This window comes from Methanosarcina sp. DH2 (genome assembly GCF_020804225.1).
Classification (GTDB): Archaea; Halobacteriota; Methanosarcinia; order Methanosarcinales; family Methanosarcinaceae; genus Methanosarcina.
The window spans coordinates 641,754-665,095 of the sequence record NZ_WJBI01000001.1 but is presented as its reverse complement, the minus strand read 5'-3'; the positions used below and the strand labels follow the sequence as shown (position 1 = coordinate 665,095).

General features: G+C 43.2%; 27 protein-coding genes. 20 read left to right on the top strand and 7 right to left on the bottom strand.

Going from position 1 to position 23,342, the window contains the following annotated elements; genetic code table 11:
- Positions 1-63 precede the first annotated feature (63 nt).
- Both modB and FXV91_RS02910 read left to right on the top strand, forming a co-directional pair.
- Entirely contained in the window at positions 64-729 is a 666-nt protein-coding gene (gene modB, locus FXV91_RS02915) for a molybdate ABC transporter permease subunit (RefSeq protein ID WP_229388154.1), read from the top strand.
- 96 nt (positions 730-825) lie between these two features.
- Entirely contained in the window at positions 826-1,953 is a 1,128-nt protein-coding gene (locus FXV91_RS02910; protein WP_229388152.1) for an ABC transporter ATP-binding protein, read from the top strand.
- Here FXV91_RS02910 and FXV91_RS02905 read toward each other — a convergent pair.
- Complete coding sequence (locus FXV91_RS02905; RefSeq protein ID WP_229388150.1) at positions 1,924-2,127, bottom strand: hypothetical protein; 204 nt, start codon at positions 2,125-2,127, stop codon at positions 1,924-1,926. The two genes, FXV91_RS02910 and FXV91_RS02905, sit on opposite strands and share 30 nt — an antisense overlap.
- Positions 2,128-2,542: 415 nt before the next feature.
- Positions 2,543-5,350 (bottom strand): cache domain-containing protein, encoded by a 2,808-nt coding sequence (locus FXV91_RS02900; protein WP_229388148.1) that lies wholly within the window; start codon positions 5,348-5,350, stop codon positions 2,543-2,545.
- A gap of 245 nt (positions 5,351-5,595) precedes the next feature.
- Here FXV91_RS02900 and FXV91_RS02895 point away from each other — a divergent pair, with 245 nt between their 5' ends.
- A complete protein-coding gene (locus FXV91_RS02895; RefSeq protein ID WP_345945467.1) occupies positions 5,596-5,862 on the top strand; it encodes a GYD domain-containing protein in 267 nt (88 codons plus the stop codon).
- A 448-nt stretch (positions 5,863-6,310) separates the two neighbouring features.
- On the opposite strand, the gene FXV91_RS02890 is transcribed toward FXV91_RS02895, so the two are convergent.
- Complete coding sequence (locus FXV91_RS02890) at positions 6,311-6,541, bottom strand: hypothetical protein (RefSeq protein ID WP_229388144.1); 231 nt, start codon at positions 6,539-6,541, stop codon at positions 6,311-6,313.
- A 460-nt stretch (positions 6,542-7,001) separates the two neighbouring features.
- Between FXV91_RS02890 and FXV91_RS02885 the strand changes: the two genes are divergently transcribed.
- Positions 7,002-7,601 (top strand): PEF-CTERM sorting domain-containing protein, encoded by a 600-nt coding sequence (locus tag FXV91_RS02885; protein WP_229388142.1) that lies wholly within the window; start codon positions 7,002-7,004, stop codon positions 7,599-7,601.
- Positions 7,602-7,708: 107 nt separating this feature from the next.
- Here the strand turns inward: FXV91_RS02885 and FXV91_RS02880 are convergent, their stop codons facing one another.
- Entirely contained in the window at positions 7,709-8,590 is an 882-nt protein-coding gene (locus FXV91_RS02880; protein ID WP_229388140.1) for a class I SAM-dependent methyltransferase, read from the bottom strand.
- Between the two features lie 271 nt (positions 8,591-8,861).
- On the opposite strand from FXV91_RS02880, the gene FXV91_RS02875 reads away from it, so the two are divergent.
- The 10 genes from FXV91_RS02875 (at position 8,862) to FXV91_RS02830 (ending at position 17,957) form a co-directional block, all read left to right on the top strand.
- A complete protein-coding gene (locus FXV91_RS02875) occupies positions 8,862-9,206 on the top strand; it encodes a P-II family nitrogen regulator (protein WP_229388138.1) in 345 nt (114 codons plus the stop codon).
- Positions 9,207-9,217: 11 nt separating this feature from the next.
- Positions 9,218-10,411 carry an ammonium transporter gene (locus FXV91_RS02870; protein ID WP_229388136.1) on the top strand — a complete coding sequence of 398 codons (1,194 nt, stop codon included), beginning with the start codon at positions 9,218-9,220 and terminating at the stop codon, positions 10,409-10,411.
- Between the two features lie 491 nt (positions 10,412-10,902).
- Positions 10,903-12,117: an ammonium transporter gene (locus tag FXV91_RS02865; protein WP_229388134.1), complete on the top strand. Its 1,215-nt coding sequence runs from the start codon at positions 10,903-10,905 to the stop codon at positions 12,115-12,117.
- A 778-nt stretch (positions 12,118-12,895) separates the two neighbouring features.
- Complete coding sequence (locus FXV91_RS02860) at positions 12,896-14,113, top strand: ammonium transporter (protein ID WP_229388132.1); 1,218 nt, start codon at positions 12,896-12,898, stop codon at positions 14,111-14,113.
- Positions 14,114-14,521: 408 nt separating this feature from the next.
- The gene (locus FXV91_RS02855) at positions 14,522-15,319 is read left to right on the top strand and encodes a (Fe-S)-binding protein (RefSeq protein WP_229388130.1); all 798 of its coding nucleotides are present in this window, start codon (positions 14,522-14,524) and stop codon (positions 15,317-15,319) included.
- A 332-nt stretch (positions 15,320-15,651) separates the two neighbouring features.
- Positions 15,652-16,449 (top strand): (Fe-S)-binding protein, encoded by a 798-nt coding sequence (locus FXV91_RS02850; RefSeq protein WP_229388128.1) that lies wholly within the window; start codon positions 15,652-15,654, stop codon positions 16,447-16,449.
- A 36-nt stretch (positions 16,450-16,485) separates the two neighbouring features.
- Entirely contained in the window at positions 16,486-16,860 is a 375-nt protein-coding gene (locus tag FXV91_RS02845; RefSeq protein ID WP_229388126.1) for a DsrE family protein, read from the top strand.
- A 40-nt stretch (positions 16,861-16,900) separates the two neighbouring features.
- A complete protein-coding gene (locus tag FXV91_RS02840; RefSeq protein WP_229388124.1) occupies positions 16,901-17,245 on the top strand; it encodes a DsrE family protein in 345 nt (114 codons plus the stop codon).
- A gap of 68 nt (positions 17,246-17,313) precedes the next feature.
- The gene (gene tusB / locus FXV91_RS02835; RefSeq protein WP_229388122.1) at positions 17,314-17,613 is read left to right on the top strand and encodes a sulfurtransferase complex subunit TusB; all 300 of its coding nucleotides are present in this window, start codon (positions 17,314-17,316) and stop codon (positions 17,611-17,613) included.
- Positions 17,614-17,672: 59 nt separating this feature from the next.
- Positions 17,673-17,957, top strand: a complete 285-nt coding sequence (locus FXV91_RS02830; RefSeq protein WP_229388120.1) for a hypothetical protein — start codon at positions 17,673-17,675, stop codon at positions 17,955-17,957.
- An 86-nt stretch (positions 17,958-18,043) separates the two neighbouring features.
- Here the strand turns inward: FXV91_RS02830 and FXV91_RS02825 are convergent, their stop codons facing one another.
- Positions 18,044-18,373 (bottom strand): YnfA family protein, encoded by a 330-nt coding sequence (locus FXV91_RS02825; protein WP_229388118.1) that lies wholly within the window; start codon positions 18,371-18,373, stop codon positions 18,044-18,046.
- Positions 18,370-18,750 (bottom strand): YnfA family protein, encoded by a 381-nt coding sequence (locus FXV91_RS02820; RefSeq protein WP_229388116.1) that lies wholly within the window; start codon positions 18,748-18,750, stop codon positions 18,370-18,372. The genes FXV91_RS02825 and FXV91_RS02820 overlap by 4 nt, the downstream gene beginning before the upstream one ends.
- A 233-nt stretch (positions 18,751-18,983) precedes the next feature.
- On the opposite strand from FXV91_RS02820, the gene FXV91_RS02815 reads away from it, so the two are divergent.
- From FXV91_RS02815 to FXV91_RS02800, 4 genes are all read left to right on the top strand, one after another.
- A complete protein-coding gene (locus tag FXV91_RS02815) occupies positions 18,984-20,036 on the top strand; it encodes a permease (RefSeq protein WP_229388114.1) in 1,053 nt (350 codons plus the stop codon).
- Between the two features lie 217 nt (positions 20,037-20,253).
- Positions 20,254-20,487, top strand: coding sequence for a thioredoxin family protein (locus FXV91_RS02810; protein WP_229388112.1), 234 nt, complete (start codon positions 20,254-20,256; stop codon positions 20,485-20,487).
- A gap of 52 nt (positions 20,488-20,539) precedes the next feature.
- Positions 20,540-20,923 carry a putative zinc-binding protein gene (locus tag FXV91_RS02805; RefSeq protein ID WP_229388110.1) on the top strand — a complete coding sequence of 128 codons (384 nt, stop codon included), beginning with the start codon at positions 20,540-20,542 and terminating at the stop codon, positions 20,921-20,923.
- 254 nt (positions 20,924-21,177) lie between these two features.
- Positions 21,178-21,438 carry a metalloregulator ArsR/SmtB family transcription factor gene (locus tag FXV91_RS02800; RefSeq protein ID WP_229388108.1) on the top strand — a complete coding sequence of 87 codons (261 nt, stop codon included), beginning with the start codon at positions 21,178-21,180 and terminating at the stop codon, positions 21,436-21,438.
- 95 nt (positions 21,439-21,533) lie between these two features.
- Here the strand turns inward: FXV91_RS02800 and FXV91_RS02795 are convergent, their stop codons facing one another.
- Positions 21,534-21,698, bottom strand: coding sequence for a hypothetical protein (locus FXV91_RS02795; RefSeq protein WP_229388106.1), 165 nt, complete (start codon positions 21,696-21,698; stop codon positions 21,534-21,536).
- 313 nt (positions 21,699-22,011) lie between these two features.
- Here FXV91_RS02795 and FXV91_RS02790 point away from each other — a divergent pair, with 313 nt between their 5' ends.
- Positions 22,012-22,983 (top strand): permease, encoded by a 972-nt coding sequence (locus FXV91_RS02790; RefSeq protein ID WP_229388104.1) that lies wholly within the window; start codon positions 22,012-22,014, stop codon positions 22,981-22,983.
- 107 nt (positions 22,984-23,090) lie between these two features.
- Positions 23,091-23,321 carry a thioredoxin family protein gene (locus FXV91_RS02785; protein ID WP_229388102.1) on the top strand — a complete coding sequence of 77 codons (231 nt, stop codon included), beginning with the start codon at positions 23,091-23,093 and terminating at the stop codon, positions 23,319-23,321.
- Positions 23,322-23,342 lie beyond the last annotated feature (21 nt).

The following is a 23,342-nucleotide window of genomic DNA, read 5'->3' as shown; positions in this document are numbered from 1 at the left end:
AAAAGGAAAGGATCATATTCAGATTTTCAACAGAACAAAACCAGAAAATTGGGAAGGGATTTGATGGAAACGCTTCAGGTGGTCATGAGCCCGCTTATGCTTACTCTCAAAATTGCTGCAGTTTCAACTTTCTTTGTGGCATTTCTGGGAATTCTGATCGCCTACGTGCTGGCAAAAAAAGAGTTTACCGGAAAATGGCTGGCTGACGTGCTTGTTACCCTTCCCCTGGTTCTGCCTCCAACCGTGACCGGGTATATCCTGGTTATTTTGCTTGGAAAAAAAGGGATCCTTGGAAGTGTCTTTACCAAACTCACGGGCAGTGGGATACTTTTTACATGGCAGGCAGCAGTTATTGCAGCTTTTATCGTATCCTTACCCCTGATGGTGAAGACTGCTTCGTCTTCAATAGGAGCAGTGGATAGAAGCGTCGAGGAAGCTGCCTGTATCCTCGGCAGGAGTGAACTCGAAACCGCACTCTTCATAACCCTCCCCCTTGCAAAAAAAGGAATTGTTGCAGGCTGCGTCCTGAGTTTTGCAAGAGCAGTAGGGGAATTCGGAGCAACCCTTATGGTTGCGGGGAATATACCGGGAAAAACGAGTACAATGCCTCTTTCCATATATGGGGCGTACCAGACCGGGAACAGTGAACTTGCGGATCTGCTGGTAATTATCCTGGTTGTGATTTCCCTCGGTACGATTGCGGTTACGAGCAGGTTAGGTGAACGATAAAAGTCGAGAGTGAAAACAAAAGTAAAAGAGAGCGTGAAAGCGAGAGCATGTAACGGGAATAGAACAGAAAAAGGATAAAAGCAGGTGAGATCAGGAATGACTGTTGAAGTTGATATTGAAAAGAAATTCTATGGAAGAAAACATGGGAAAAAGGCGGAAAATCCCAGCTTTTCAATGCACTGCAGCTTTGATGCCAGTTCCGATTTTATGGTCCTTTTCGGTTGTTCGGGGTCAGGAAAAACCACAGCTCTCCGCTGCATTGCAGGACTTGAGAACCCTGATTCAGGATCTATCAGGATTAACGGTACCATCTACTTCGACAGCAAGAAAAAGATAAATCTGCCTCCCCAAAAAAGAAAAATCGGGTACATGTTCCAGGAAAACGCCCTATTTCCACACATGAATGTACGGCAAAACATTGAATTCGGGTTAAAAGGCCTGAGCTCCATGGAAAAGAAGGAGAGAGTTAACGAGATGCTGGACCTTGTTGGAATTGAAGAGTTTGAGTTTGCCTATCCGGACGAACTCTCTGGAGGCCAGAAACAGAAAGTTGCTCTTGCCCGGGCTCTTGCACCCGACCCGGAGATCCTGCTTCTGGACGAGCCATTCTCATCCCTGGATACCGTTGTTCGCCTGAAACTGAGAAAAGAACTGCGTACGATCCGGAAAAGGCTTGGAATTCCTGTAATTTTCATTACGCATGACCCTGTAGAAGCCTTTACCATGGCTGACGGGATGGTTGTTTTTGATTGTGGCAGGGTGCAGCAGATGGGTTCCCCTGAGGATGTGTTTTATCATCCGAAAAGCCGTTACGTTGCAGAACTCGTTGGCTTTTCAAACCTCTTTGATGATGCTGTGGTAGAAGGTCACGGCAAGGGAGACGAATGCACTTTCCTCTGGACTCTTGGCACTGAGATTACCGCCCCTTATATAGAACGCATGGCAGGAGACAAAGTTAGCTGGGGCATCAGGCCCGAAAATATCGAGCTTGTGGACAGAAGGAATGTACATAACATTCAGAAGGAAGACCGGAAAAACCTGTTCGACGGCGTGATAATGAACGTGGTAAACAAAGGCACCAGCCGGATCATGTCTCTCATACTTAAGGAAAGCGAAGATGTCCTGAAAGTAGAGGTTGCAAACCACGTCTTTGACTCATTAAAAATAGAGACCGGAGACGAGTGCATGGTCAGGCTAAGGACTTCGGATATGATTGTTTTCTAACCCGAATTGCGCCTCGGGAGTACGCGTCCTTTTCGCTTCGCTCCCCGAATTGCGCCTCGGGAGTACGCGTCCTTTTCGCTTCGCTCCCCGAATTGCGCCTCGGGAGTACGCGTCCTTTTCGCTTCGCTCCCCGAATTGCGCCTCGGGAGTACGCGTCCTTTTCGCTTCGCTCAAGAGGACTAATTTATGTAGGACTTACGCACTTGAGATCCGAAATCAAACACAATAGACATTGTAGTTAACTCTAGTATTTAGACAGTTAAAGGTTTAAAGCTATTGATTTCTCGTTTCAACCGCGTAAGTCCTATTATGGAAGAATTAATTAAAAACCATAACTCCGCCATCTATAGGGAATAAGTAATTCCAATTCATAAATTTCCAATGTCAATCGCCTCTAATATGAAAACTTTGGTTTATTATTTACATTCTCTAATAGGGAATATATCATTTTGAAAAAAATGAATTGCAATATGTCTCTCGATTCGGAATATGAGGCCAATATTCAATACTTATTCCCTAACTCATCGGAGTTAAGGTTAAAAAATAAATTCCCCAGACAGACAAGATGCCCAGGGGTAATTTCTGCTGGTCAATATTGTTGAGTGGTCTGGTTCAGGTCTTCAATGTAGGTTCCTGCCCCGAGCCACCAGGTCTCGTCTACTTTCTGGACGTAGCTCATTTTTGGTTCAAGGGTCATGTTGCGGGCAGGGTTGTAGTAATGGTAGAAGAGGAAACCTCCTCCCTGCTGCGCGAGGAAAATCTCGACCTTTGTATAATTAACACCGTAGGGATCCTGGAGACCGGAAAGGTCAGTTCCAATCAGCTGGGGCTGATAGGGGAGCGCCAGAGTCGTTCCGTTATAATCGAAGGCATAGACATAGAGATTGCCACGGACGAAAGTCCCGTTCAGGTCATTGAATTCCGCAATCGACGTGTCCTTTCCACTCGTATTGGCATACTCAATCGCCTCCCCGACAAAGGATTTCAGGCTCTCTCTAACTTCGGGATCCATCCCTACTCTAACGATAGGCGAGTCCTCCTGCGAATCGTAGATGCCAGCCCCGAGGATCCAGCTCTGGTTCACCATCATTACATAGCTGAGTTTCTGTTTGACTGTGAAATTATCTGCAGGATCTGCATAGAGATACCGGACGAAGCCTCCACCGGACTGTGCAGTGGTGACCAGGTTCTGGATGTATGAGGTGCCATTCGCGTCGGTGGCGTTCCACCGATTTGTCCCGAGAGTCTCGGACTGGAAGGGCAGAGCCAGCGTGGTGCCGTTTATGTCGTATGCGAAGATATAGAGTTCGCCGTCGACAAACTGGCCGGTCTGGTTGTTGAACTCACGAAGAGCAGCTTCCTGTCCGTTTACGTGCGCATATTCGAAGGCTTTCTCGACGAATGCAACGAGCTCCTCAGGAGATGCAGTGGAATTGTTAGCCAGTGTTACTTCAGACTGGTTCTGGCATCTCTTGTAATTGCCGCTGCATACAATGTAGGAGTTCCCATCGCTTCCCTGGGTTAACCTGTAGTAAGTGGTCTTATAGTACAGATTCGTCTGGACAGGATGCATATAGATGTAATCCACCCAGCCAGTCCCATTCTTCAGCGCTCCTTCTAAAATTTCGTCACGGAACGGTTTACCAGTAACATCTGTCTTGCCCTTGAAGTTCTTACCGACAACCTGAATGTTGTCTGCATGAGCAACTATGGTCAAATTCACATCGTATACGAAGACGTAGAGACTCGGATCCTCATGATCCCTATACGGCGCTTCGCCTGCGTTGATGCGCCGGAACGTATCGGAGGTATTATTCTCGATTGCTGCGGCGGTTGTGTTTACAAGCTCTACCACCGCGTCATCAGTGAATGTCTGCCCTGTGCATCCAACCCCGAGATTCCGGTAGATAATCCGCTCATAATCGCTGACTTCCTGCTCGTCCTTCTGACCTCTCACCGTCTCGAGTGCCTGCTGGAAAGCGCCGACCATTGTGTCCGGGACATCCTTACTGAAAATATAGTAGAAGTCACTCTCACTCAGAGTATACACGATCTCATAGGCATTGGGATCCGCTGCAGTCTGCAGCATCTGATGCCTTCCGGCGAGATCTCCCGTTGCCCACATGTCGATCTGACCTTCTTCCAGCATCCTGAGGAGGTCTTCGGGTTTCTGGCCGTTGACGATTTGCGGTGCATTCACGCCATGGCTGGTGAGAAGGTCATTTTCGATGGAGGCCTGTACCACACCGATCCTGTACTGATTGAGATCCTCAGGAGAGGATATTGTAATATTACTGCTCATCGGCGCATAGATAACGAAACTGGCACTGGTAAAAGGTCCTGCCCACTTATAGAGGAGCTCACGTTCTGGTGTGCGGACAATGGAGAAAAGCACCGTACTGGTATTGTTTTGCGCTGTCTGGAAACCTTCTGCCAGGGGGACAATGCGAACATCTGCCCGTGAGCGGTTCACACCGATGTTTTTGAAGACTGCTTCGAGTACCTCGACAGAGATACCGGTGACGTTCCCGTCCTCCTGGTAATTGAAGGGAGCCCATTCTTCGGTCAGGTAATTGAGCTGGGCAAGGCCGACAGATGGAATATGCTTCCCGAGGATCCGCTCATGCGTGCTGATGCCCGCTGCATCTTTTTCCTGTTTGGCGGCATCGAGTGCCCGCTGGAAGGACTGGATGACTGAATCGGGAACGTCTTTATTAAAGGCATAGTAGAGGTCCTGGTTCTCTAATTGATACACAACAGTGTAGGAGTAATAGTTCCCTGTTACCTCTTCGGTGAAATACCTGCCTGCATCCTCAGGACATGCCCAGAGGTCGATCTCACCGTTCTCTAGTCCGGCGATGTTTGCGGACACGTTACTTTCGGGAATGATCTGACTCTGGTTCACCCCAATATTGAGCAGTTGCTGAGTCGCTACATCATTGGCGATCACTCCGATGCGGTACTCCTTCAGATGTTCAGGGCTCTCTATTGTGATCCCACGGTCTCGCTTTGCAAACAGAACGTATCTATCAGAATAAACAGGTCCAACCCACTTGAATAACTGCTCCCGTTCGGGAGTCCTTGCTGTAACGAAGAGAACCGTATTATTCCGGGTGAGAGCAGCCTGATATCCCTCATTCCAGGGAACAAGGTTTATCTCCTCCCGTGCTACTTTCTTCCCCATCTTTTCGGTGACCGCTTCAAGGAGATCAACTGAGATACCTTTCAGCGTACCGTTTTCCATGTAGTTATAGGGCGGTAGCTGTTCTGTATAGTATGTCAGGTCGGCCGACATTGTGGTGTTGTTCATGTCTGCAGATGCAGCTTCAGATTCCTCAAGGCATCCGGTAGCTGAAAGCAGCGCTCCAAGCATCACTGTAATAAGAACAAGATACATATATCGTAAAGATAGCGACATGAGAAAAGTCTACTATCAACATATAAATACCGATACTAAATACTGATACTCATCACCATTTGCAAAAGAACGCCCTTTTGAGGGGATACATGGCTAAGATTGGAGTGTGCAATATCCCGCGAACAGGCACTCTTTTTTAAATATCTATCATATTATATACATTCGGGCTTATGTATTTTGGCATGTCAATCGATATTATCCTTGGAAAACTGATGTAAAAAGCGATTGAGCAGACGAAAGGCTTTGCCGAGCGGAACGCCAGGGGGGAGGAGATCATCCGGGCATTGGGCAGCAAGTTTCTTGCCAATTATTATACACTTGGCCGGTACGATTTTGTGATCATCATTGACCTCCCATCGGAAGAAGCAATGGTAAAGCTCCTGCTTGAAGTAGGGAAATGGGGTACGATAAGTACGGAGACCCTGACCGGAATGCCGCCAGAGCTGATGATCGAGTGGCAGCGGGGATATGATAGGAGCTCGGAAATTTGAAAGTTATAGAGTGAAAGGATCTTAAGAGGACAAAAAGAAGATAGATTAAAAACAATTCCATTGATCATTGGTTAAGATATTTTATCACCTTTATAAAATCGATTTTATGGCAGAAATTGGCCTCAAATTTTAACATATTTACCTGAAATCGATATCCTGCTCCAGTTCAAACACCCTTTAAATTTTGGACATTTATCCTGTGAATGGATGCAATCTATTATGATTCCTCACTTAACCGAAGACGCATGAAAACAATTCTAATCCGTAAATTTATTTACCATATCGGGTCATCCATTTATTCACCATATCGGATCATCCATTTATTCACCATATCGGGTCGTTCTTATCACGCTCGACGAAGGAGAGCGGCCTTCCCCTCAAAAAAGAAAAAGAGAAGAGGAAAATAAGAATTATTTCTGAGCCGATCCCAAAACTCAGAACCATTTCTCTAAATTGCGAATTTAGAGTAATCAATCGAGTTTTTGATCGCGAAAAACAGTTCTGAGATTCTTATTGATTTAGAGTAAACCTGGTTTTGGGATGAGCTCCTTATTACTGCTCTCTTATTACTGTTTTTTAAGCCTTTTCTCTTCTTTTTACTTCTTTTCTCCTTCAACTTTTTCTTCCATATTTCTTCCTTCTTTTTGGGAATGACCACCAGATAAGCTGACGGGGACATTTATGTAATCCATGTATCTGAGATCAGTTTTCGGTTTCAAAATAATGGTTCAAAGAAAATGTTTCTCAGGGAAAGTTGAGCATGTTTAAATATCTATTTTTAACTGCATAAAAGGTCTCTTTATTCTGACTCTTACAACCTTATTCGTGTTACTAAATCGGTTTTGTTACATCCCATACTCGCAGTATTTCCCATTAAAAAAAGAGAAAACAGAGCTAAAAAATTGGCGTGTGTGCTGATATAAATGCAGATTGAAATGAGATTTCGGAGTAAGGGAGAATAGTCCTGATCAAATAGAGTTTATCGAAACCGGCAGCTCGTGTAATGCAATAGGTTTACTCTTGAAGCCAGACTTTTAAAAATAACACTCTGACATTTCAAGAAACAAAGTTTCTATAAATATATATTATTCAGCCGCCGTATCCCCCCATAAATAATCAAGTTGGTTCATTTATCACAGTTGGCAAATAATAAAGGAAGAGTAAGAGGAAAAAACATGAAAACGAATTTTTTATCTATTCTACTAATGCTTGTTGCCACCATTACAATAATAGCCATACCAGCAAGTGCAGGAGAGGTAACCATAACCTTCGATGAAGGTCGGTTAGATGCAGGCGACGAAATCGGTAGTACTTATTCGGACCTGGGAGTAATATTCTCACCGGGAGCAAAAATTATTGATACCAAATTTGGGTCAGGAGAAGACTTAGGATTCTGGAATCCAAATAATCATATTACTACAATATATTTTTCACCTGCTGTAAAGTCGGTTTCAATAGAGTTTGAGGACGCGATTATAGGTAATATGGACGCACTTCTTGTAAATGGAGAAAAACTTTCCACATCTAAATGGAATTGGCTTATCACAACAAATACACTAAGAATTGAAAGTAAGACTGAAAACATACAGAAAATCGAAATCTCAGACGGCAGTCAATGTATAAATTTGATCAAATTCGATAACCTGCGTTATAACCAGATCCCTGAATTTCCTACTGTTGCATTTCCGATTGCTGCAGTGATTGGTATGATGTTTATATTCCAGCGCAGGAAAAACTAAACTTTTGAGATGGATTGAAGGAAAGTCAGCGCCATATTCATTTGTCTGACAGTCTTTAGATCCATTTTTTAGATTATTTTTCCTGATTTATCTTCTTTTACACGGTTTTAGTCTCTTTTTACGGCTTTCAGGACAACTGCTCCTTCCAGATTTTCCGTTTCCACACTAAAACCTACGTCCTCAAAAAGCTCTTTCCATTCAGCTTCCGAGAGTTGCGGCCCGTGATGGTGTTGATGTGCCAGCGGCTCAACTGCAGTTAATGACCCGCCTTTTTTCAGCACTCTCTTAATCTCAAAAAGCGCGAACTTAATATCTTCAAGGTGGTGAAGCATGAAAAAGCAGCTAGCAGCATCCACCGATCCCCTTTCAAAGGGAAGGGCATATGCACTCCCTGTCCTGAACTCAACATTTTCAATGCCGAGGACTTCGGCATTCATCTGTGCCTGACCTGTGAGTGAATCATGGAGGTCAATGCCATAAACCTGTGAATCCGGGTTATTCTTTGCAATCTCCAGAGTAAGGCTCCCGAAACCGCTGCCGATATCAAGGAGGGTATCTCCCTTTATTCCCGGGAGCACGGCAGGAAGCACCTGTGCTCTTACACGAGCCATGCGGTCTTCAGGGAATTCCGCCTTTTTTGCCTTTTCTGCGTCTATTGATATAAAAGGAAGGATAGCATAGACTTTAGAGCCGTTAACAGCCATCAAGCCCCGCACATAAGCACCGCAGGTCTCAGCTATGACCAGTTCTACAACGGAAACTCCGACATCCCTGCAAAAGCGCAGGTTCCACTCTTCCCTTTTTTCAGGAAATCGGATATTCAGGGGCGTGTGCACTACAATATAATGTGAATAGTCCGGGCTGAAATATGCTGATACGGACTCGGGTTCGTTAAGGCGGATTTCGCTTATGCTTTCCCTGAAAAGGGCGAGAATTTGCAGGGCAGTTTCATCTGCTTCATTTCTTACGCTTCCGATTTCTCCAAACATATCCCTGAATTTGTTTTCAGAGAATAAAAGCTCTCTTATGGGAAGCTGATAAGAAAACGGCATGTTGCAGGCGAGGAACATGTATCGGGCCTGTCTTTTTTCAGATTTATTTCGAGTTTATTCAATTTATAACCTGGTTTAATCGAGATTAATAGAGTTTAATTCTACATACTTTGAAAGTTCCTTCTCCAAACTATGTAAATATTTAATATCAATTACGACATAGTTAAATAGTATCAAACCGGATAAAAGATACCTGTTGGTGGTCGCGATGAAATATGTAATTGCAATAATAAGGCCTGAAAGGCTTGATGCTGTCAAACGAGAGCTTCAGAGAGTTGAAGTCAACAGATTGACAGTATCGTCCGTTTCCGGTTATGGTGCTCAAAAGGGGCATCTGGAAATCTACAGAGCAATGGAGTTTGAAGCAAATCTTCTTGAGAAAATCAAGCTCGAAATTGCAGTAAATGATGAATTCCTTCAGCCAACGATTGAAGCAATTAAAACGGGAGCAAAGGGCAATGACGGGTATATCGGAAGCGGCAAGATATTCGTGCTCCCACTTGAGGATGTTATAAGAATCCGCACAGACGAAAGCGGATCTGCTGCTATTTGAGGTGGACAAGAATGACTATTGTAGCAGCAGATACCGTATGGGTGTTGATTTCATCTGCACTCGTTTTATTAATGCTTCCAGGGCTCGCACTATTTTACGGCGGGCTGGTTCAGCGTAAGAATGTCCTGAGCAGTATGATGCACTCATTTGTTGCAATGGGCGTAATGGCTCTCGAATGGGTGATAATAGGCTACTCGCTTGCTTTTGGAGAAGGCAACGGGTTTATAGGCGGCCTCGATCACATATTCCTGCGGGGAATTGACCCTTACTCGGTAACAGGTACAATCCCCACATATGCATTTGTTGCATTTCAGGGAATGTTTGCAATAATCACGCCTGCCCTAATTTCAGGGGCCATTGTAGGGCGTGTCAAGTTTAAGTCATATATCGCGTTCATTGCACTCTGGGGACTTATTGTCTATGCACCTGTCTGCCACTGGGTCTGGGGCGGCGGATTCCTTACAGGGGAAGCTCTTGACTTTGCAGGCGGTACAGTTGTCCATGTAATATCAGGCATTTCCTCCCTTGCAATTTTGCTTTTCCTTGGCAAAAGGAGAGGTTACGGAATAGACTCGATAAAACCGCATAATGTTACTCTTACTCTCCTAGGGACCGGGCTTCTCTGGTTCGGATGGTTTGGGTTCAATGCTGGCTCGTCCCTTGCTGCAAATGAGATCGCAGCCCTTGCATTCATCACAACACTCATAGCTCCTGCAGCTGCAGGGTTTGTCTGGATGGCACTGGAATGGAGCCATTTAGGGCGTCCTACTGCCCTCGGGTTTGCAACAGGCATCCTGGCAGGGCTCGTTGCAATAACACCGGCTGCAGGTTTTGTTACCCCTATGGCAGCAATCCCGATAGGTGCGGTTACAAGCTTCATCTGCTACCAGGCCGTAATGCTCAAAGCAAGATTCGGTTATGATGACTCCCTTGATGCTTTTGGGGTTCACGGAGTAGGTGGAATAACGGGAGCGATTTTAACAGGCGTATTTGCAAGTGTCGGGTCTACCGGGCTCCTCCTCGGTAACTCCGAGCAGCTGCTGCTCCAGATAGAAGGCGTTGTCATCACACTTCTCTACGCAAGTGTCTGCACCCTTATCATCGGGTTTGTACTCCATAAGACGATAGGCCTCAAAGTTACTGAAAGTGAGGAAAATATCGGGCTTGACCGGACACAGCATGGTGAAGCAGCATATAACATTTAAGTACAGGTAAATATTTGAGTGCAGGTAAACCCACCTGTACCTTTCTAATTTATTCTGTGCTACGGATAGAAAGAGATCAACTTTCCAAACTAACACGCCTTCTCTGAAAATAATACATTCACCATGGAAAACTAATACATCTTTCTGAAACTAATACATCTTTTCTGAAATTAATACATCTTTTCTGAAACTAATACATCTTTTCAGAAAAGAATACTTTTTCTCTGAAACGAATACTTTTTCTCTAAAACGAACACATCTTTCCTGAAATTGATATATTCTTTACAGTCAATTTTTTCCCGAATTTCACCCGGTCTTTTTCTGTCTTTTCAGTATTGTTCAGCTCTTTCGGGGTCAGTTATTCTTTGAGATTTATTTTAATACTTTTATTTTTATTTGTAAAAGTAGAAAATATTAAGTAGAATAAAGTCGGAAGAAGGTAAGAGATTTGAGGCTTCCTAGTTATCATATAAAAAAGATGGGATGAAAAGATGTTAAATACTGGTTCAACAGGTTTTATGCTGCTTGCGACAAGTCTTGTGATGCTTATGACCCCTGGTCTGGCATTCTTTTACGGAGGGCTTGCCTGTAAACGAAATATTTTAGGAATTATGATGCAGAGTTTTGTTTCTCTCGGGCTGACAACTGTTTTATGGTTTTTTGTCGGGTATTCTCTGTGTTTCAGTGGAGGAGAAGGTGCAATTTTAGGAAACCTGGACAAAATGTTCTTGAATGGGATTGCTCCTACTGATATGTTTGGAAATGCGGGATTCCCTGAACTCGTTTTCGTGGCTTACCAGATGATGTTTGCAATCATTACCCCGGCTCTGATTACAGGAGCATTTGCAAACAGGATTACTTTTAAGGCCTACATTATTTTCCTTGTCGTCTGGCAGCTCTTTGTTTACTATCCTTTTGTCCATATGATCTGGGGAGGCGGCCTGCTCGCAGAAATGGGAGTTATTGACTTTGCAGGCGGGATCGTGGTTCATGCGACAGCAGGATTCGCAGCTCTTGCCTCAGTCTTTTTCGTAGGCTCAAGGAAGTATAAAGATTCGAAGCCAAACAACATTCCCTTAATGGCTATCGGAACTGCACTGTTATGGTTTGGCTGGTACGGATTTAATGCTGGCAGTGAACTCAATGTGGATGGAATTACCGCACTTGCATTCCTCAACAGCGATATAGCAGCTTCTTTTGCGGCTATTACCTGGATGATAATAGAATGGTTAAGGGAAGCAAAACCAAAATTTGTGGGGCTTATGACAGGAGCTGTTGCAGGTCTTGCGACCATTACCCCTGCAGCAGGTCTTGTTTCCTTACATGTGGCTGCATTAATGGGCATCATCGGAGCTACTGTCTGTTACTTTGCGGTTCATATCAAAAACAGGATGGAATGGGATGAYGCCCTTGATGTCTGGGGCGTTCACGGAATCGGAGGAGTAACAGGGACAATTCTCCTTGGAATCTTTGCATCAACGGTTATAAATCCGGCAGGYGCTGACGGGCTGCTTTACGGTGGCACTGCATTCTTCATCAAAGAAGTTGTGGTTGTTGCAGGTGCTTCGGTCTATGCATTTGTATTTACATACATCATGCTGATGCTCATAAATGTAATAACTCCGGTCAAGGTTTCAGATGAAGAAGAGCTTGCGGGTCTGGATATATCTATGCACGGTGAATGTGCCTACGATGCGATTCACTGATAAAATCCCTTAAAATCGCAAAAATGAATATCTTAAATGAAAATGAATATCTTTATCCATAGTAAACGGACTTACAAAACAGATTTCTCTAAACAAGAGTTCTTTAAGAAGAAGTTCTTTTCAGCAGGTTTGCTTGATTAAGAGAAAGGAGTTAGGATAAACCCTGGCCCTTACATTTTTCCGTTTTTTTCCCATTTTAATAGTCTGCAGCCTATCTTATTTTTCTGGAAACCGATGATCGAAGAATTATCGTATCAGTCTTTTTTGAGATTGAGATTCGGGATTTTTAAAAAGTGGATTACAGAATTAATAAGAAGAATCGAACTTCATTTTTGAGAAAAAATCTGCCTGATAGCGACGAGTATCAGGAAAAAAGTGTGGGATTAAATTTAAAATTCTTGCAGACGCTCCTCTGTATACGGCACCGGAAAAATTGACCGTGACCGTGATCAAAAATGAGGAAGAAGCCGGCAACTTTAAAAATACGAAGTTTTAAATGAAAGTTTTATGAAAAAAATTTAGTAAAAGAAATGAAAATCCTCACCTACTTTAAGCCAATACATTTTTCAACTACAAGTTGTTTCGAGCATTTTATCGGCCCCTTTTCCGCCTTTTCGGTACTGATATAGCCTTATTTCTTAACCCTTTTTACCGGAAAACCTGTTTTGAGATTAAATTTTGCATCAAAAGAGTGAAAAGAGTTAAATAAAAGGAGCTAGGAAAAAGGTAGCGTGTATGAGGCTTCCGAGTTATTGTATAAAAAAGATGGGATGAAAAAATGTTAAATACTGGTTCAACAGGTTTTATGCTGCTTGCGACAAGTCTTGTGATGCTTATGACCCCTGGTCTGGCATTCTTTTACGGAGGGCTTGCCTGTAAACGAAACATTTTAGGAATTATGATGCAGAGTTTTGTTTCTCTGGGAATAACAACTATTTTATGGTTTTTTGTCGGGTATTCTCTGTGCTTCAGTGGAGGAGAAGGCGCAATTATAGGAGACCTGGACAAGATGTTCTTGCATGGGATTACTCCGCTTACTCCATTTAAAAACGCGGGATTCCCGGAACTCGTTTTCGTGGCCTACCAGATGATGTTTGCAATCATTACCCCGGCTCTGATTACAGGAGCATTCGCAAACCGGGTTACTTTTAAGGCTTATCTTATTTTTCTGGTCGTCTGGCAGCTTTTTGTTTACTATCCTTTTGCCCATATGGTGTGGGGAGATGGCCTGCTTGCAGAAATGGGGATTCTTGACTTTGCAGGCGGAATAGTTGTTCACGCGACAGCAGGAGCTGCAGCCCTTGCCTCAGTCTTTTTCGTAGGCTCAAGGAAATATAAAGAATCAAAACCAAACAGCATTCCCTTAATGGCTATCGGAACTGCACTGTTATGGTTTGGCTGGTACGGCTTTAATGCTGGCAGTGAACTCAATGTGGATGGAATTACCGCACTTGCATTCCTGAACAGTGATATTGCAGCTTCTTTTGCAGCAATCACCTGGCTAATAATAGAATGGTACAGAGAAAGAAAGCCAAAATTTGTAGGATTCATGACAGGAGCAGTTGCAGGTCTTGCAACAATTACTCCTGCAGCAGGCCTTGTTAGTATGCCTGTGGCTGCGTTAATGGGTATTATTGGAGCTATTACCTGCTATCTTGCGGTTCATATCAAAAACAGGATGGAATGGGATGATGCCCTTGATGTCTGGGGCGTTCACGGAATCGGAGGAGTAACAGGGACAATTCTCCTTGGAATCTTTGCATCAACGGTTATAAATCCGGCAGGCGCTGACGGGCTGCTTTACGGTGGCACTGCATTCTTCATCAAAGAAGTTGTGGTTGTTGTAATTACTTCAATCTACGCATTTGTATTTACATACATTATGCTGATGCTCATAAATGTAATAACCCCTGTAAAGGTTTCGGATGAGGAAGAGCTTGCAGGTCTGGATATCTCAATCCACGGCGAATGTGCCTATGATACGGGAGTTTTCTGAAAAAAATCTTGTATTGGCAGGTTTATTTTATTAAGCAAAAGTTTGGCTAAGTTAAGGGGTCAGGGCAAACCTCAGCCCCTCTTTTTTCAGTCTCAACTGCCTTCTGGCTTAACTGCACCACTGACTTAACTGCCGCATGTATATCTTTTTCACAGGAACTGGCACTAAGAGACTTTCGTATCAAGCTTTTTTGATATCAGGCTTCCGGCTTTTTAAGAAGTGAAGTACATAATAATTACAAGAATTAGAATTAGAATCAAAATCAGAATTAGAATTAGAATCAAAATCAGAATTAGAAATAATTAGAGTTGCATGGATTTAATTTGATTTTTAGGAAATGTATTCTGAAATCAATAAAACATCATAAAGTTAGGGGTTAATATTTCAGGATTCTTAAAGGTGTTGAAGATGCCGGGAAACCCAAATGAGATAAAGCTAGTAAATAATGCTATGTCCAATGCTACTAGAAGGAAAATTATGAACTTCCTTGTAGATGGCGATAGAACAGTCGAGGAAATCGGAGCTGCAGCTGGGAAAGCTATGCTCGACTTCCATCTTAAGCTCCTGCAGCAGGCGGGCCTTATAGAGCTAAAGGAAGAAACTGCAGGCTTGACCGAATATGGCAGGAACTTCCTGAAAGGTAAAGAGGAAAAAAACCAGGGAAAGAGTGCAGACCTTTTACAGGCTAAACCTGTAGAGATTACAGAGGTCAGGCAGCTTTTGCCCTGCATAGCAGATTCTTCGAAGTTCAGGATAATTGCAAACATGGCTCCGCCGCTGGGAGGAGTTCTCAAGGTCCTGGAACCTATTTTCTCCAGAGGCAGGTATTCGGATGGGATAGGCGCTCTTATAATACAGCAAAATGAGGTCATTACTACCATATACGGCACTGGAAAAGTTACCATGACCATGATCAAAAGCGAGGAAGAGGCTAGAGATAGACTGGAGAACCTGAAGAGCACTCTCAATGAAGCAATCGCAAAAGGCGTTGCTCCGGCCCCGCGGGAAAAAATCAGGGTCGAACCCATGGAGATCTACAAATACCTGCCCCAGACCAACTGCGGAAAGTGCAGCGAGCAAAGCTGTTACACCTTTGCAATAAAGCTCATGGGAGGGGAGGTCACCCTGGACAAATGCACACCTCTCAAAGAACCGGGCTATTCAACCAATTTCGAGCACCTGCAGGTCCTGAGTGCGTATATTTGAACAGAATGCATTGAGCTGCAGTTAGTTAAAAAACGTTACTTTAACCAGGAGTCTTTGAAGACATTAACCATAGTACTCGCTGACAGTCCTTATATTTCCGAATACGCTGAAATTACCTGAAAATGCAAAGAGCGCATTTAAACAGCAACAAGTTATGTACCTGTATATAGTGCTATTTCAAAAAGATCAGAATTTATTCTGTTTTAGCAGCACAGGCAAATTTTATCCGGGATCGTTGAGAAAGGGACTGTAATCAGGACCGGGGAATGGCATATTGCTGTAAAAGGTTGCAAAAGGTTGCCTGGCAGAAATAGCTTCACCAGGTGTTAAGGATGCCGGAAAACCCCAATGAGACAAAGCTCGTAAACTTTGCGATGGCCAATAGTACCCGACGGAAGATAATTAACTTCCTGGAGAATGGTTCTAGAAGTACCGGAGAAATAGGAGAGATAATCGGGGAGGCTACACTTGACTTTCACCTCAGGATTTTGCAACAGGCAGGTCTGGCTGAGTTAGAAGAAGAGACTGTGAAGTTGAGTGAATACGGCAAGAAATTTCTGAAGAATAAAACAGGAAAAGCTGAGGAGAGAACAGCAGACTTTTCTCAGGCAAGGCCAGTGGAGATTGTTGAAATCAGGCAGCTTTCGCCCTGTATAGTAGATTCCTCAAAACTCAGGGCGAGTGCAAACATGGTCCCACCTCCGGGTGGAATCCTGAAACTGCTTGAGCCTCTTTTTCCCAGAAGTAATTATTCGGATGGAAAAAATAGCCTGATAATTCAAAAAGGAGAAATTATTACAACTATCTACGGTAGTGGAAAAATCTCCATCAGGATGATTAAAAACGAGAATGAAGCTAAAGAAGAGCTTGAAAGCCTGAAGAGCACCATCAATGCGGCTATTGCAAAAGGTGTAGCCCCAGCTCCCAGGAAGAAGGTTAGGGTTGAGCTCATGGAGCTCTACAAATACCTGCCCCAGACCAACTGTGGCAAGTGCGGCGAACAGGGGTGTTACAGCTTTGCCATCAAGCTTATGGCCAGACAGATCGCTCTGGACAGGTGTACGCTCCTTAAAGAACCGGAGTACGCAAATAATCAGGAGCAACTACAGGTTTTGGCCGATTACATCTGAGCCCTATTAATTAACATAGTTTATTCGGAGGAAATTTTGAAGACGCTTACCATAGTGCTTACTGACGGCCCTTATATTTCCGAATACGCTGAAATTGCCTGTAAAATAGCCGAAAGCGCACTTAAACAATATCAGGTGAATATATTCCTGTACATGGACGCAGTGCATATCCCCAAAAAGAGTCAGAACCCGTCCTTTTTTACCAGCGCAGGCGAACTTTTCACAGGACTTGCAGAGAAAGGAGCTGTGATCAGGGCCTGTGCACGGTGTGCTGCTGCTAGAGGTTATATTGCAGAAGAAGAGACAGCGAACGGAAATAACTGCGAAGATTATATACCCGGAATAAAAATTTCCAGTCTCTACGAACTTTCAGAGATGCTGAGTAAAAGCGATAGAGTAATCTCGCTATAAAAATAAATTAAGATAAGCTCGTCAAAATGGGTTTAGACCAATGAGATCGGTTTTCTATTTGCTGGATACTGCCCCATACGGCAGTGAAAAAGCCTTCGGAGCACTGAATGCGGCTGCAGTAAGTCTTACAAGGATGCATGTGACTCTCGGCCTTTATGGAGATGGAGTTTATCTTGTAGTTGCAGGCCAGGACAGCAAAAAGCTTGGAGTACCAAACCTTTCAGATATTCTCTATTCATATGGGGAGTTAAGAGTACTTGTGCATGAACCCTCGCTGGTTGATAGGGGCCTTTTTGAGGAGACCCTGATAGAGACCGTGGAACTTGTTGATGAAGAGGACTTTCTCGAAGCAATGGAAAGCTCGGACTGCGTTATTCCGATTTAAAGTGACCTGTTAAATCGGCAGTACTAAAAATTGGCAGCTATCAAGAAGAAACAGACACGGAGAATAATATGGAGCAAGAAGAATATGATATATTCCTGCTGACAAAACCTCCCTTCAGTCCGAGATCGGAGATATGCCTCAAACTTGCTGCTCGCTCCGAAAATTCCAGAATTTACCTTGCAGGAGACGGGGTCTACCATCTGTTTTCCGGAATAGAGAGACTGACGGGCTGCGAGATTTATGCCTGCCAGGAAGATCTCGAGGCAAGAGCAATAAGGGACAGAGAAAAAGTTACAGTTCCAGACAACTTTTACGCTGCTTTTATAGAGGATGTAATGGAACACTGCAGGAATATGTATACATTTTAAACAAAAGTTAGCAGATAAAAATACTAATAATAAAGGGTCACCGGACAGGACGGTACTATATGACCGAAAAGCTCTCACCTGAAATTATTAAGGAATTAGAACGAGTGAGCCGGCTGCATGAGCAGGCAGTCTGTGACCACGAAAAATGCAGGGAATTTAGCGAAAAGCTATCCGACCTTCTGGTCAGGCTCGAGGATATGAAATTTTATAAGACAGCGGATAGGCTGATGAGCGTCCTTATAAACTGTAGCCCAAAAGAGGCTTCCCATTGCGAAAAAGCAACGCTTGTAGGGGAAATGATAAAAGATGTAGCAAAAGAGGCACAGATGGCAGCAGGTAAATGAGGATTGAAATCTGGACTGAAACAAATATTTACCCTCGATTTAAGCTTTCAGGACAAGCGTGTCAGTTCAGTTTTCTTCCCGCAGATTTAACGTGGGATATAGAACATTACAAAAACGCCCACAAGTGCAATCAATGCCCCTATAATTTCATATCTGTCAGGTTTCTTCTTATCGACAAGAAAGCCCCAGATCAGAGAGGAAATAATAAAAATTCCTCCGTATGCGGCATAGACCCTGCCGAAATGTGCAGGCTGAAGAGTTGGGATAATTCCGTAGATAGCCAGTATCAGCCCGCCCAGAAGCCCGAATACTGCTCCTTTATTTTCTCTTAACCACAACCAGACAAGATATCCGCCGCCGATTTCAAACAGGGCAGCCAGGAAAAACAGGGCAAGGGAAATTCCCGGGTCGATCATAAAGCCTCCTCCTTTCTTGGCCAGTAATAGATAATCGAGACTCCGATAAGAATGATCAGGGCGCCTATCAGATCATAGGTATCAGGGGGCGTTTTGTCGAAAATCCAGCCCCATAAAAGAGACACGACAACAAAAATGCCTCCGTAGGTCGCATATATCCTGTGGAAGTATGATGGCTGGAAAGTGGGTACGACACCATATAGAAACAGGACTGCTGCCCCAAGAAATGCAAAAACCAATTCTCTGCCTTCACGCAGCCATAACCACATAAGATATCCGCCTCCGATTTCAAAAACACCTGCAAGGATAAACAGGAGAATAGTATACAGAAAGCATCTTTTTCGGGATATGCATGCGGATTCGACTTTAATTTTCATGTCTTAAAAATTGTGAATAATATATATAAACAAACTCATAAGCGAAAGCTCCCTGCAGAGTATGAACAGAATCGCTGGAGTTCCAGAAAGAGATTATAAAGATTGCAAGCTGGAGAGTAAATACACGCCGGAAAAATTGTTTCAAATATATTTGAAATAGGAAATTTTATATAGGTTCTTTCAAATACATTTGAAATAACAGGAAAAATCTGGAAAATATCCCTGGTGGAAAAATGACTCTTGATTATATCACTTATCTCATATCAGTAGGGCTTCAGTCAGTACAGGAATACATGGCGCTCCATGTGCTCATGTGCCTTGTACCTGCTTTTTTTCTGGCAGGCGCAATAGCTTCCCTCTTTTCCAAAGAATCGGTGCTGAAGTTCTTCGGAGCGGACGCCCCCAAATATGTCTCGTATACGGTAGCTGCTGTTTCGGGCTGCCTCCTTGCAGTTTGCAGCTGTACGGTGCTCCCCCTCTTTGCAGGAATATATAAACGGGGGGCAGGTATAGGTCCTGCAACCACGTTCTTATTCTCCGCTCCCGCCATCAATATCCTTGCAATTGTCTATACGGCAAAAATCCTGGGATACGACCTTGGAATAGCCCGCGCCTTTACAGCAATTACTCTTTCCGTTCTTGTTGGTCTGATGATGTCCTTTGCGTATGAAGGGAAAGTAACCGAACGCAAGTCCATAAAGACTTTCGGAGAAGAAGAGCACAGGCACAACGTCGAACTATTTGTTTTGCTAATTGCAGTCCTTGTAGCGCCAGAATTGATGTCCTCCTGGGGCTGGAAGTATACAACTCAGCTGCTTGCCTGGGCTCCCATGATAGGGCTTACAGCATTCCTGTCTTTCAAATGGTTCTCAAAAGAAGAACTTGAAAGCTGGATGGGAGAAACCTGGTTCCTGATAAAACAGATCACACCCCTGCTTCTGCTGGGAGTTTTCTTTGCAGGAATTGCAGTTGTCGTACTCCCAAAAGAATACGTAGCAGCTCTTGTAGGAGGAAATTCCCTGAATTCAAACTTTATTTCCTCAGTAGCCGGAGCTCTCATGTATTTCTCCACCTTAACGGAAGTGCCAATCATCAAAGCCCTTACGCTGCTCGGAATGGGAGAAGGACCTTCCCTTGCCATGCTCCTTGCAGGTCCGGCACTTAGCCTGCCGAATATGATAGTTATCAACAGGATAATGGGAGCAAAAAAAGGCATGACTTATATCTTCCTGGTAGTATTGATTGCAACCGTTTCGGGGTATATATTCGGAGCCATGTTTGTGTGAAATAGAAACCGAATCAAATCCAATCAAATATAATCAAATCTAATCAAATATAATCAAATTTAATCAAATATAATCAAATTTAGTCGAATCAAATCCAATCAAATCCAATCAAATCCAATTAAATCAAATAAAAGTAATATCATAAATAATTTCAAAAAGCTTACATCTAAACGTATCGCAATAAATGACTAAAGAGAATTAAACAGCAGGTGAAAAAGTGAAAATCGAAATACTGGGTTCAGGCTGTTCTAAATGCAACAAAACAAAAGAACTTGCCGAAAAAGCCGTAAAGGAAACAGGCGTGGATGCGGAAATTGTCAAGGTAGAAGATTTTGACAAAATTCTGGAGTACGGAGTCATGATTACCCCTGCCCTCGTTATTGACGGAGACGTCAAAGTCGCAGGTAAGGTCCCAAGCGTGGAAGATATCAAGAAATGGATCACAAAATAAGTTAAAATGGATCACCAGATGAGCTAATTATTAAAAATAGAAGGAGAAAAAAATGGCAGACGAAACTAAATGTTCATGCGGTTCGGCAAATGTAGCGATTTTCCCCTGCGTAGGGGCAGCGAATGTTGGACAGCTCTCAAACAAAGTTGCAATTGAACTCGAAAAGCAGGGGATTGGAAACCTGATGTGCACAGTCGGGATCGGAGCCAGAGCTCCGGGGCTCATGAAGTCTGCGGAAGCTTCTGACAGGATTATTACAATTGACGGCTGCCCTGTAAACTGTGCAACAAAAACTCTTGAACTTGCAGGTTTCAAGATTGACCGCCAGATAGTGGTTTCCGAATTAGGAATTAAGAAAACCAAGGACAGAGATCCAAAGGACGAAGAAGTCGCCGAGGTTATGGGAAAAGTTATGGAGATCCTGCAATCCGAATGATCTCCACTCTATTTTTATTTAAGTATTTCACTCTAATTTCCCTCTAATTCTTATTATACTGTTTTAACTGTTAATCAAATTTACAATCAGTTTTTAATCCATTTTCAGCTTTCTAATTATCTTTCAAGCTGTTTAATTATCTTTCGAGCTTTTCAATTTTTTGAGGTCCTTAACTGATTTTTTAAGGCCCTATTTAATTCCATGTAATTAAAAACTGGAAAGGTATATATTCTCATATATCAAGATATATTGATATGAGTGAAGAAGAAAATTTACAGCTCTTCAAAGCCCTCAGCGAAGAAACCAGATACAAAATAATAAAAGTCCTGCTGGACGGGGAGAAATGTGCCTGTGAAATCCCGGAATTGATCGGCAAAACTCAGTCCAATACCTCGATGCACCTGGCAAAACTGCAGGACTGGGGCATTGTCAAGGCGAGAAAGGACGGAAAGATGAGACTTTATTCCATAGATGACGAAAAAGTCCGGAAGATTTTGAGAATAGCAGAAGAATAAATCCTTTTAAGTCCTTTTTTTCAGCTGCAATCTTGATATTCCGGAAACTCCGGAATAAAATCCCATAAATCTCCACAGAGTAGAAACATAAAGATTTAATAACGGCAGCAATCGCAGCCGCTTTCACATGAGGGAAGGATGTTCTGGTTGCCCCTTTCTACTTCCCAGCATTCAAAGCAGAGTTTTACCGTACCAATTTCTCTGTGCTTAACTTTGAGCAGCGAATTTTCATCCTTTCCACAGATAGAGCATTTTACCATGTTAGAATCCTCTTTTAAAGTATTTTTCCGGGAAATTCATGAAGACCTTTCCACCCTTTTTCGGCAAACTTTCTGACTGCTTTCTGAACAGATATATTTTCCAGACCTATTTTGAGTTTCTGCTGCACCGGGTACCAAACCCGGAATCAAATATCTTATGAAAATGCCTCCTGAGACAAAATCTCCTGTAAATAGAAAAGTTTATATCAAAACAATATCATATCAATATATATTGATATAATGTTTAGTAATATATTCAGCAGATTGAGTATCCATAAATCGTAAGAATCTAATAGAAAAGAAGGAGCAAATAATGGCTGACATCTTCTATCCTCTCCAACTGATTGCTGACAAAATAACCTATGGAGTTTTCGGGATTGCACCCGATACTAACCTTGCAGCCAGTGTTAACTTTATAATTTATGATGTAATGAAAATTTTCGTCCTGCTGGCTGTAATGATTTTTGCTATCTCTTATATAAGGACGTATATAACACCGGAAAAGACAAGAAAAGTGCTCGGAGGGAAAAAAGGTCTTCGATACCACTTTGTGGCTTCCCTGATAGGGACTGTTTCGCCATTCTGTTCGTGTTCGTCCGTACCTCTCTTCATAGGGTTTGTTGAAGCAGGTGTTCCTCTTGGGGTCACTTTTTCTTTCCTGATCACGTCTCCTCTGGTAAATGAGGCAGCAGTTGCCGTACTCTGGGCAACTCTGGGCTTCAAGGCAACAGCACTCTATGTGGTGTCAGGTATTGTACTGGGCGTACTTGGCGGCTATCTGATAGGTATCCTGAAGCTTGAAAAGTATGTAGAAGAATTCGTCTATAAAATAAAGGTGGGCCAGAAAGCTTCGGAGCCTGAGAAACTCAATGTCAGAGAAAGAGTAGGTATCGCCTTTGAAGGCGTAAAAGAAATCGTGGAAAAGGTATGGATCTACGTGATCATAGGAGTCAGCATAGGAGGGCTCTTCCACGGATATGCGCCTGAAGGAATTCTTGAAAGGTATGCAGGTGAAGATAACCTGCTTGCAGTGCCGATTGCCGTCCTTGTTGGCGTACCTCTTTACTCCAATGTTATGGGTATGATCCCTATAATAGAAAGCCTGATTGGAAAGGGACTTCCGATAGGGACTTCTCTGGCATTCCTGATGTCGGTTACTGCCGTGTCCCTGCCTGAGATGATTATCCTCAAAAAAGTGCTGAAAAAAGAATTGATCGCAATCTTTGTCTCGATCGTCGCCGTATCAATTATTTTTACAGGATACCTGTTTAATTTGCTGCTGTGACCCGTACTGCAAAGCGGCAATAAAATCAGTATAAGAACAGAGAAAGGATAGAGGAGATAAAAATAGAGGAGATAAAAATAGAGGAGATAAAAATAGAGGAGATAAAAATGAAAATTGAAATTCTTGGAACCGGATGTGCAAAATGTAAGAAAACAAAAGAAATCATCGAGAAAGTCCTTGCTGAAACGGGTAAGAAAGCTGAAGTCGTTAAAGTGGAGAACTTTGAAACGATCCTTAACTATGGCGTGATGATCACTCCTGCAGTCGTGGTTAATGGAGAGGTTAAACTTGCAGGCAAGGTTCCGGATGAAAAAGAAGTAAGGAAATGGATAGCCTGACTTTTTAACGTATCAAAGGCA

Excerpts from the sequence above, each read along its gene's own strand:
- FXV91_RS02910 (WP_229388152.1), top strand. The coding sequence starts at position 826 with ATGACTGTTGAAGTTGATATTGAAAAGAAATTCTATGGAAGAAAACAT.
- FXV91_RS02875 (WP_229388138.1), top strand. The coding sequence starts at position 8,862 with ATGAAATATGTAATTGCAATAATAAGGCCTGAAAGGCTTGATGCTGTC.
- FXV91_RS02795 (WP_229388106.1), bottom strand. The coding sequence starts at position 21,698 with ATGGTAAAATGCTCTATCTGTGGAAAGGATGAAAATTCGCTGCTCAAA.
- FXV91_RS02890 (WP_229388144.1), bottom strand. The coding sequence starts at position 6,541 with ATGTCCCCGTCAGCTTATCTGGTGGTCATTCCCAAAAAGAAGGAAGAA.
- FXV91_RS02815 (WP_229388114.1), top strand. The coding sequence starts at position 18,984 with ATGACTCTTGATTATATCACTTATCTCATATCAGTAGGGCTTCAGTCA.
- FXV91_RS02900 (WP_229388148.1), bottom strand. The coding sequence starts at position 5,350 with ATGTATCTTGTTCTTATTACAGTGATGCTTGGAGCGCTGCTTTCAGCT.
- FXV91_RS02860 (WP_229388132.1), top strand. The coding sequence starts at position 12,896 with ATGTTAAATACTGGTTCAACAGGTTTTATGCTGCTTGCGACAAGTCTT.
- FXV91_RS02820 (WP_229388116.1), bottom strand. The coding sequence starts at position 18,750 with ATGAAAATTAAAGTCGAATCCGCATGCATATCCCGAAAAAGATGCTTT.
- FXV91_RS02825 (WP_229388118.1), bottom strand. The coding sequence starts at position 18,373 with ATGATCGACCCGGGAATTTCCCTTGCCCTGTTTTTCCTGGCTGCCCTG.
- FXV91_RS02840 (WP_229388124.1), top strand. The coding sequence starts at position 16,901 with ATGAGATCGGTTTTCTATTTGCTGGATACTGCCCCATACGGCAGTGAA.
- FXV91_RS02880 (WP_229388140.1), bottom strand. The coding sequence starts at position 8,590 with ATGTTTGGAGAAATCGGAAGCGTAAGAAATGAAGCAGATGAAACTGCC.
- FXV91_RS02805 (WP_229388110.1), top strand. The coding sequence starts at position 20,540 with ATGGCAGACGAAACTAAATGTTCATGCGGTTCGGCAAATGTAGCGATT.
- modB (WP_229388154.1), top strand. The coding sequence starts at position 64 with ATGGAAACGCTTCAGGTGGTCATGAGCCCGCTTATGCTTACTCTCAAA.
- FXV91_RS02800 (WP_229388108.1), top strand. The coding sequence starts at position 21,178 with ATGAGTGAAGAAGAAAATTTACAGCTCTTCAAAGCCCTCAGCGAAGAA.
- tusB (WP_229388122.1), top strand. The coding sequence starts at position 17,314 with ATGGAGCAAGAAGAATATGATATATTCCTGCTGACAAAACCTCCCTTC.
- FXV91_RS02785 (WP_229388102.1), top strand. The coding sequence starts at position 23,091 with ATGAAAATTGAAATTCTTGGAACCGGATGTGCAAAATGTAAGAAAACA.
- FXV91_RS02870 (WP_229388136.1), top strand. The coding sequence starts at position 9,218 with ATGACTATTGTAGCAGCAGATACCGTATGGGTGTTGATTTCATCTGCA.
- FXV91_RS02830 (WP_229388120.1), top strand. The coding sequence starts at position 17,673 with ATGACCGAAAAGCTCTCACCTGAAATTATTAAGGAATTAGAACGAGTG.
- FXV91_RS02855 (WP_229388130.1), top strand. The coding sequence starts at position 14,522 with ATGCCGGGAAACCCAAATGAGATAAAGCTAGTAAATAATGCTATGTCC.
- FXV91_RS02850 (WP_229388128.1), top strand. The coding sequence starts at position 15,652 with ATGCCGGAAAACCCCAATGAGACAAAGCTCGTAAACTTTGCGATGGCC.
- FXV91_RS02790 (WP_229388104.1), top strand. The coding sequence starts at position 22,012 with ATGGCTGACATCTTCTATCCTCTCCAACTGATTGCTGACAAAATAACC.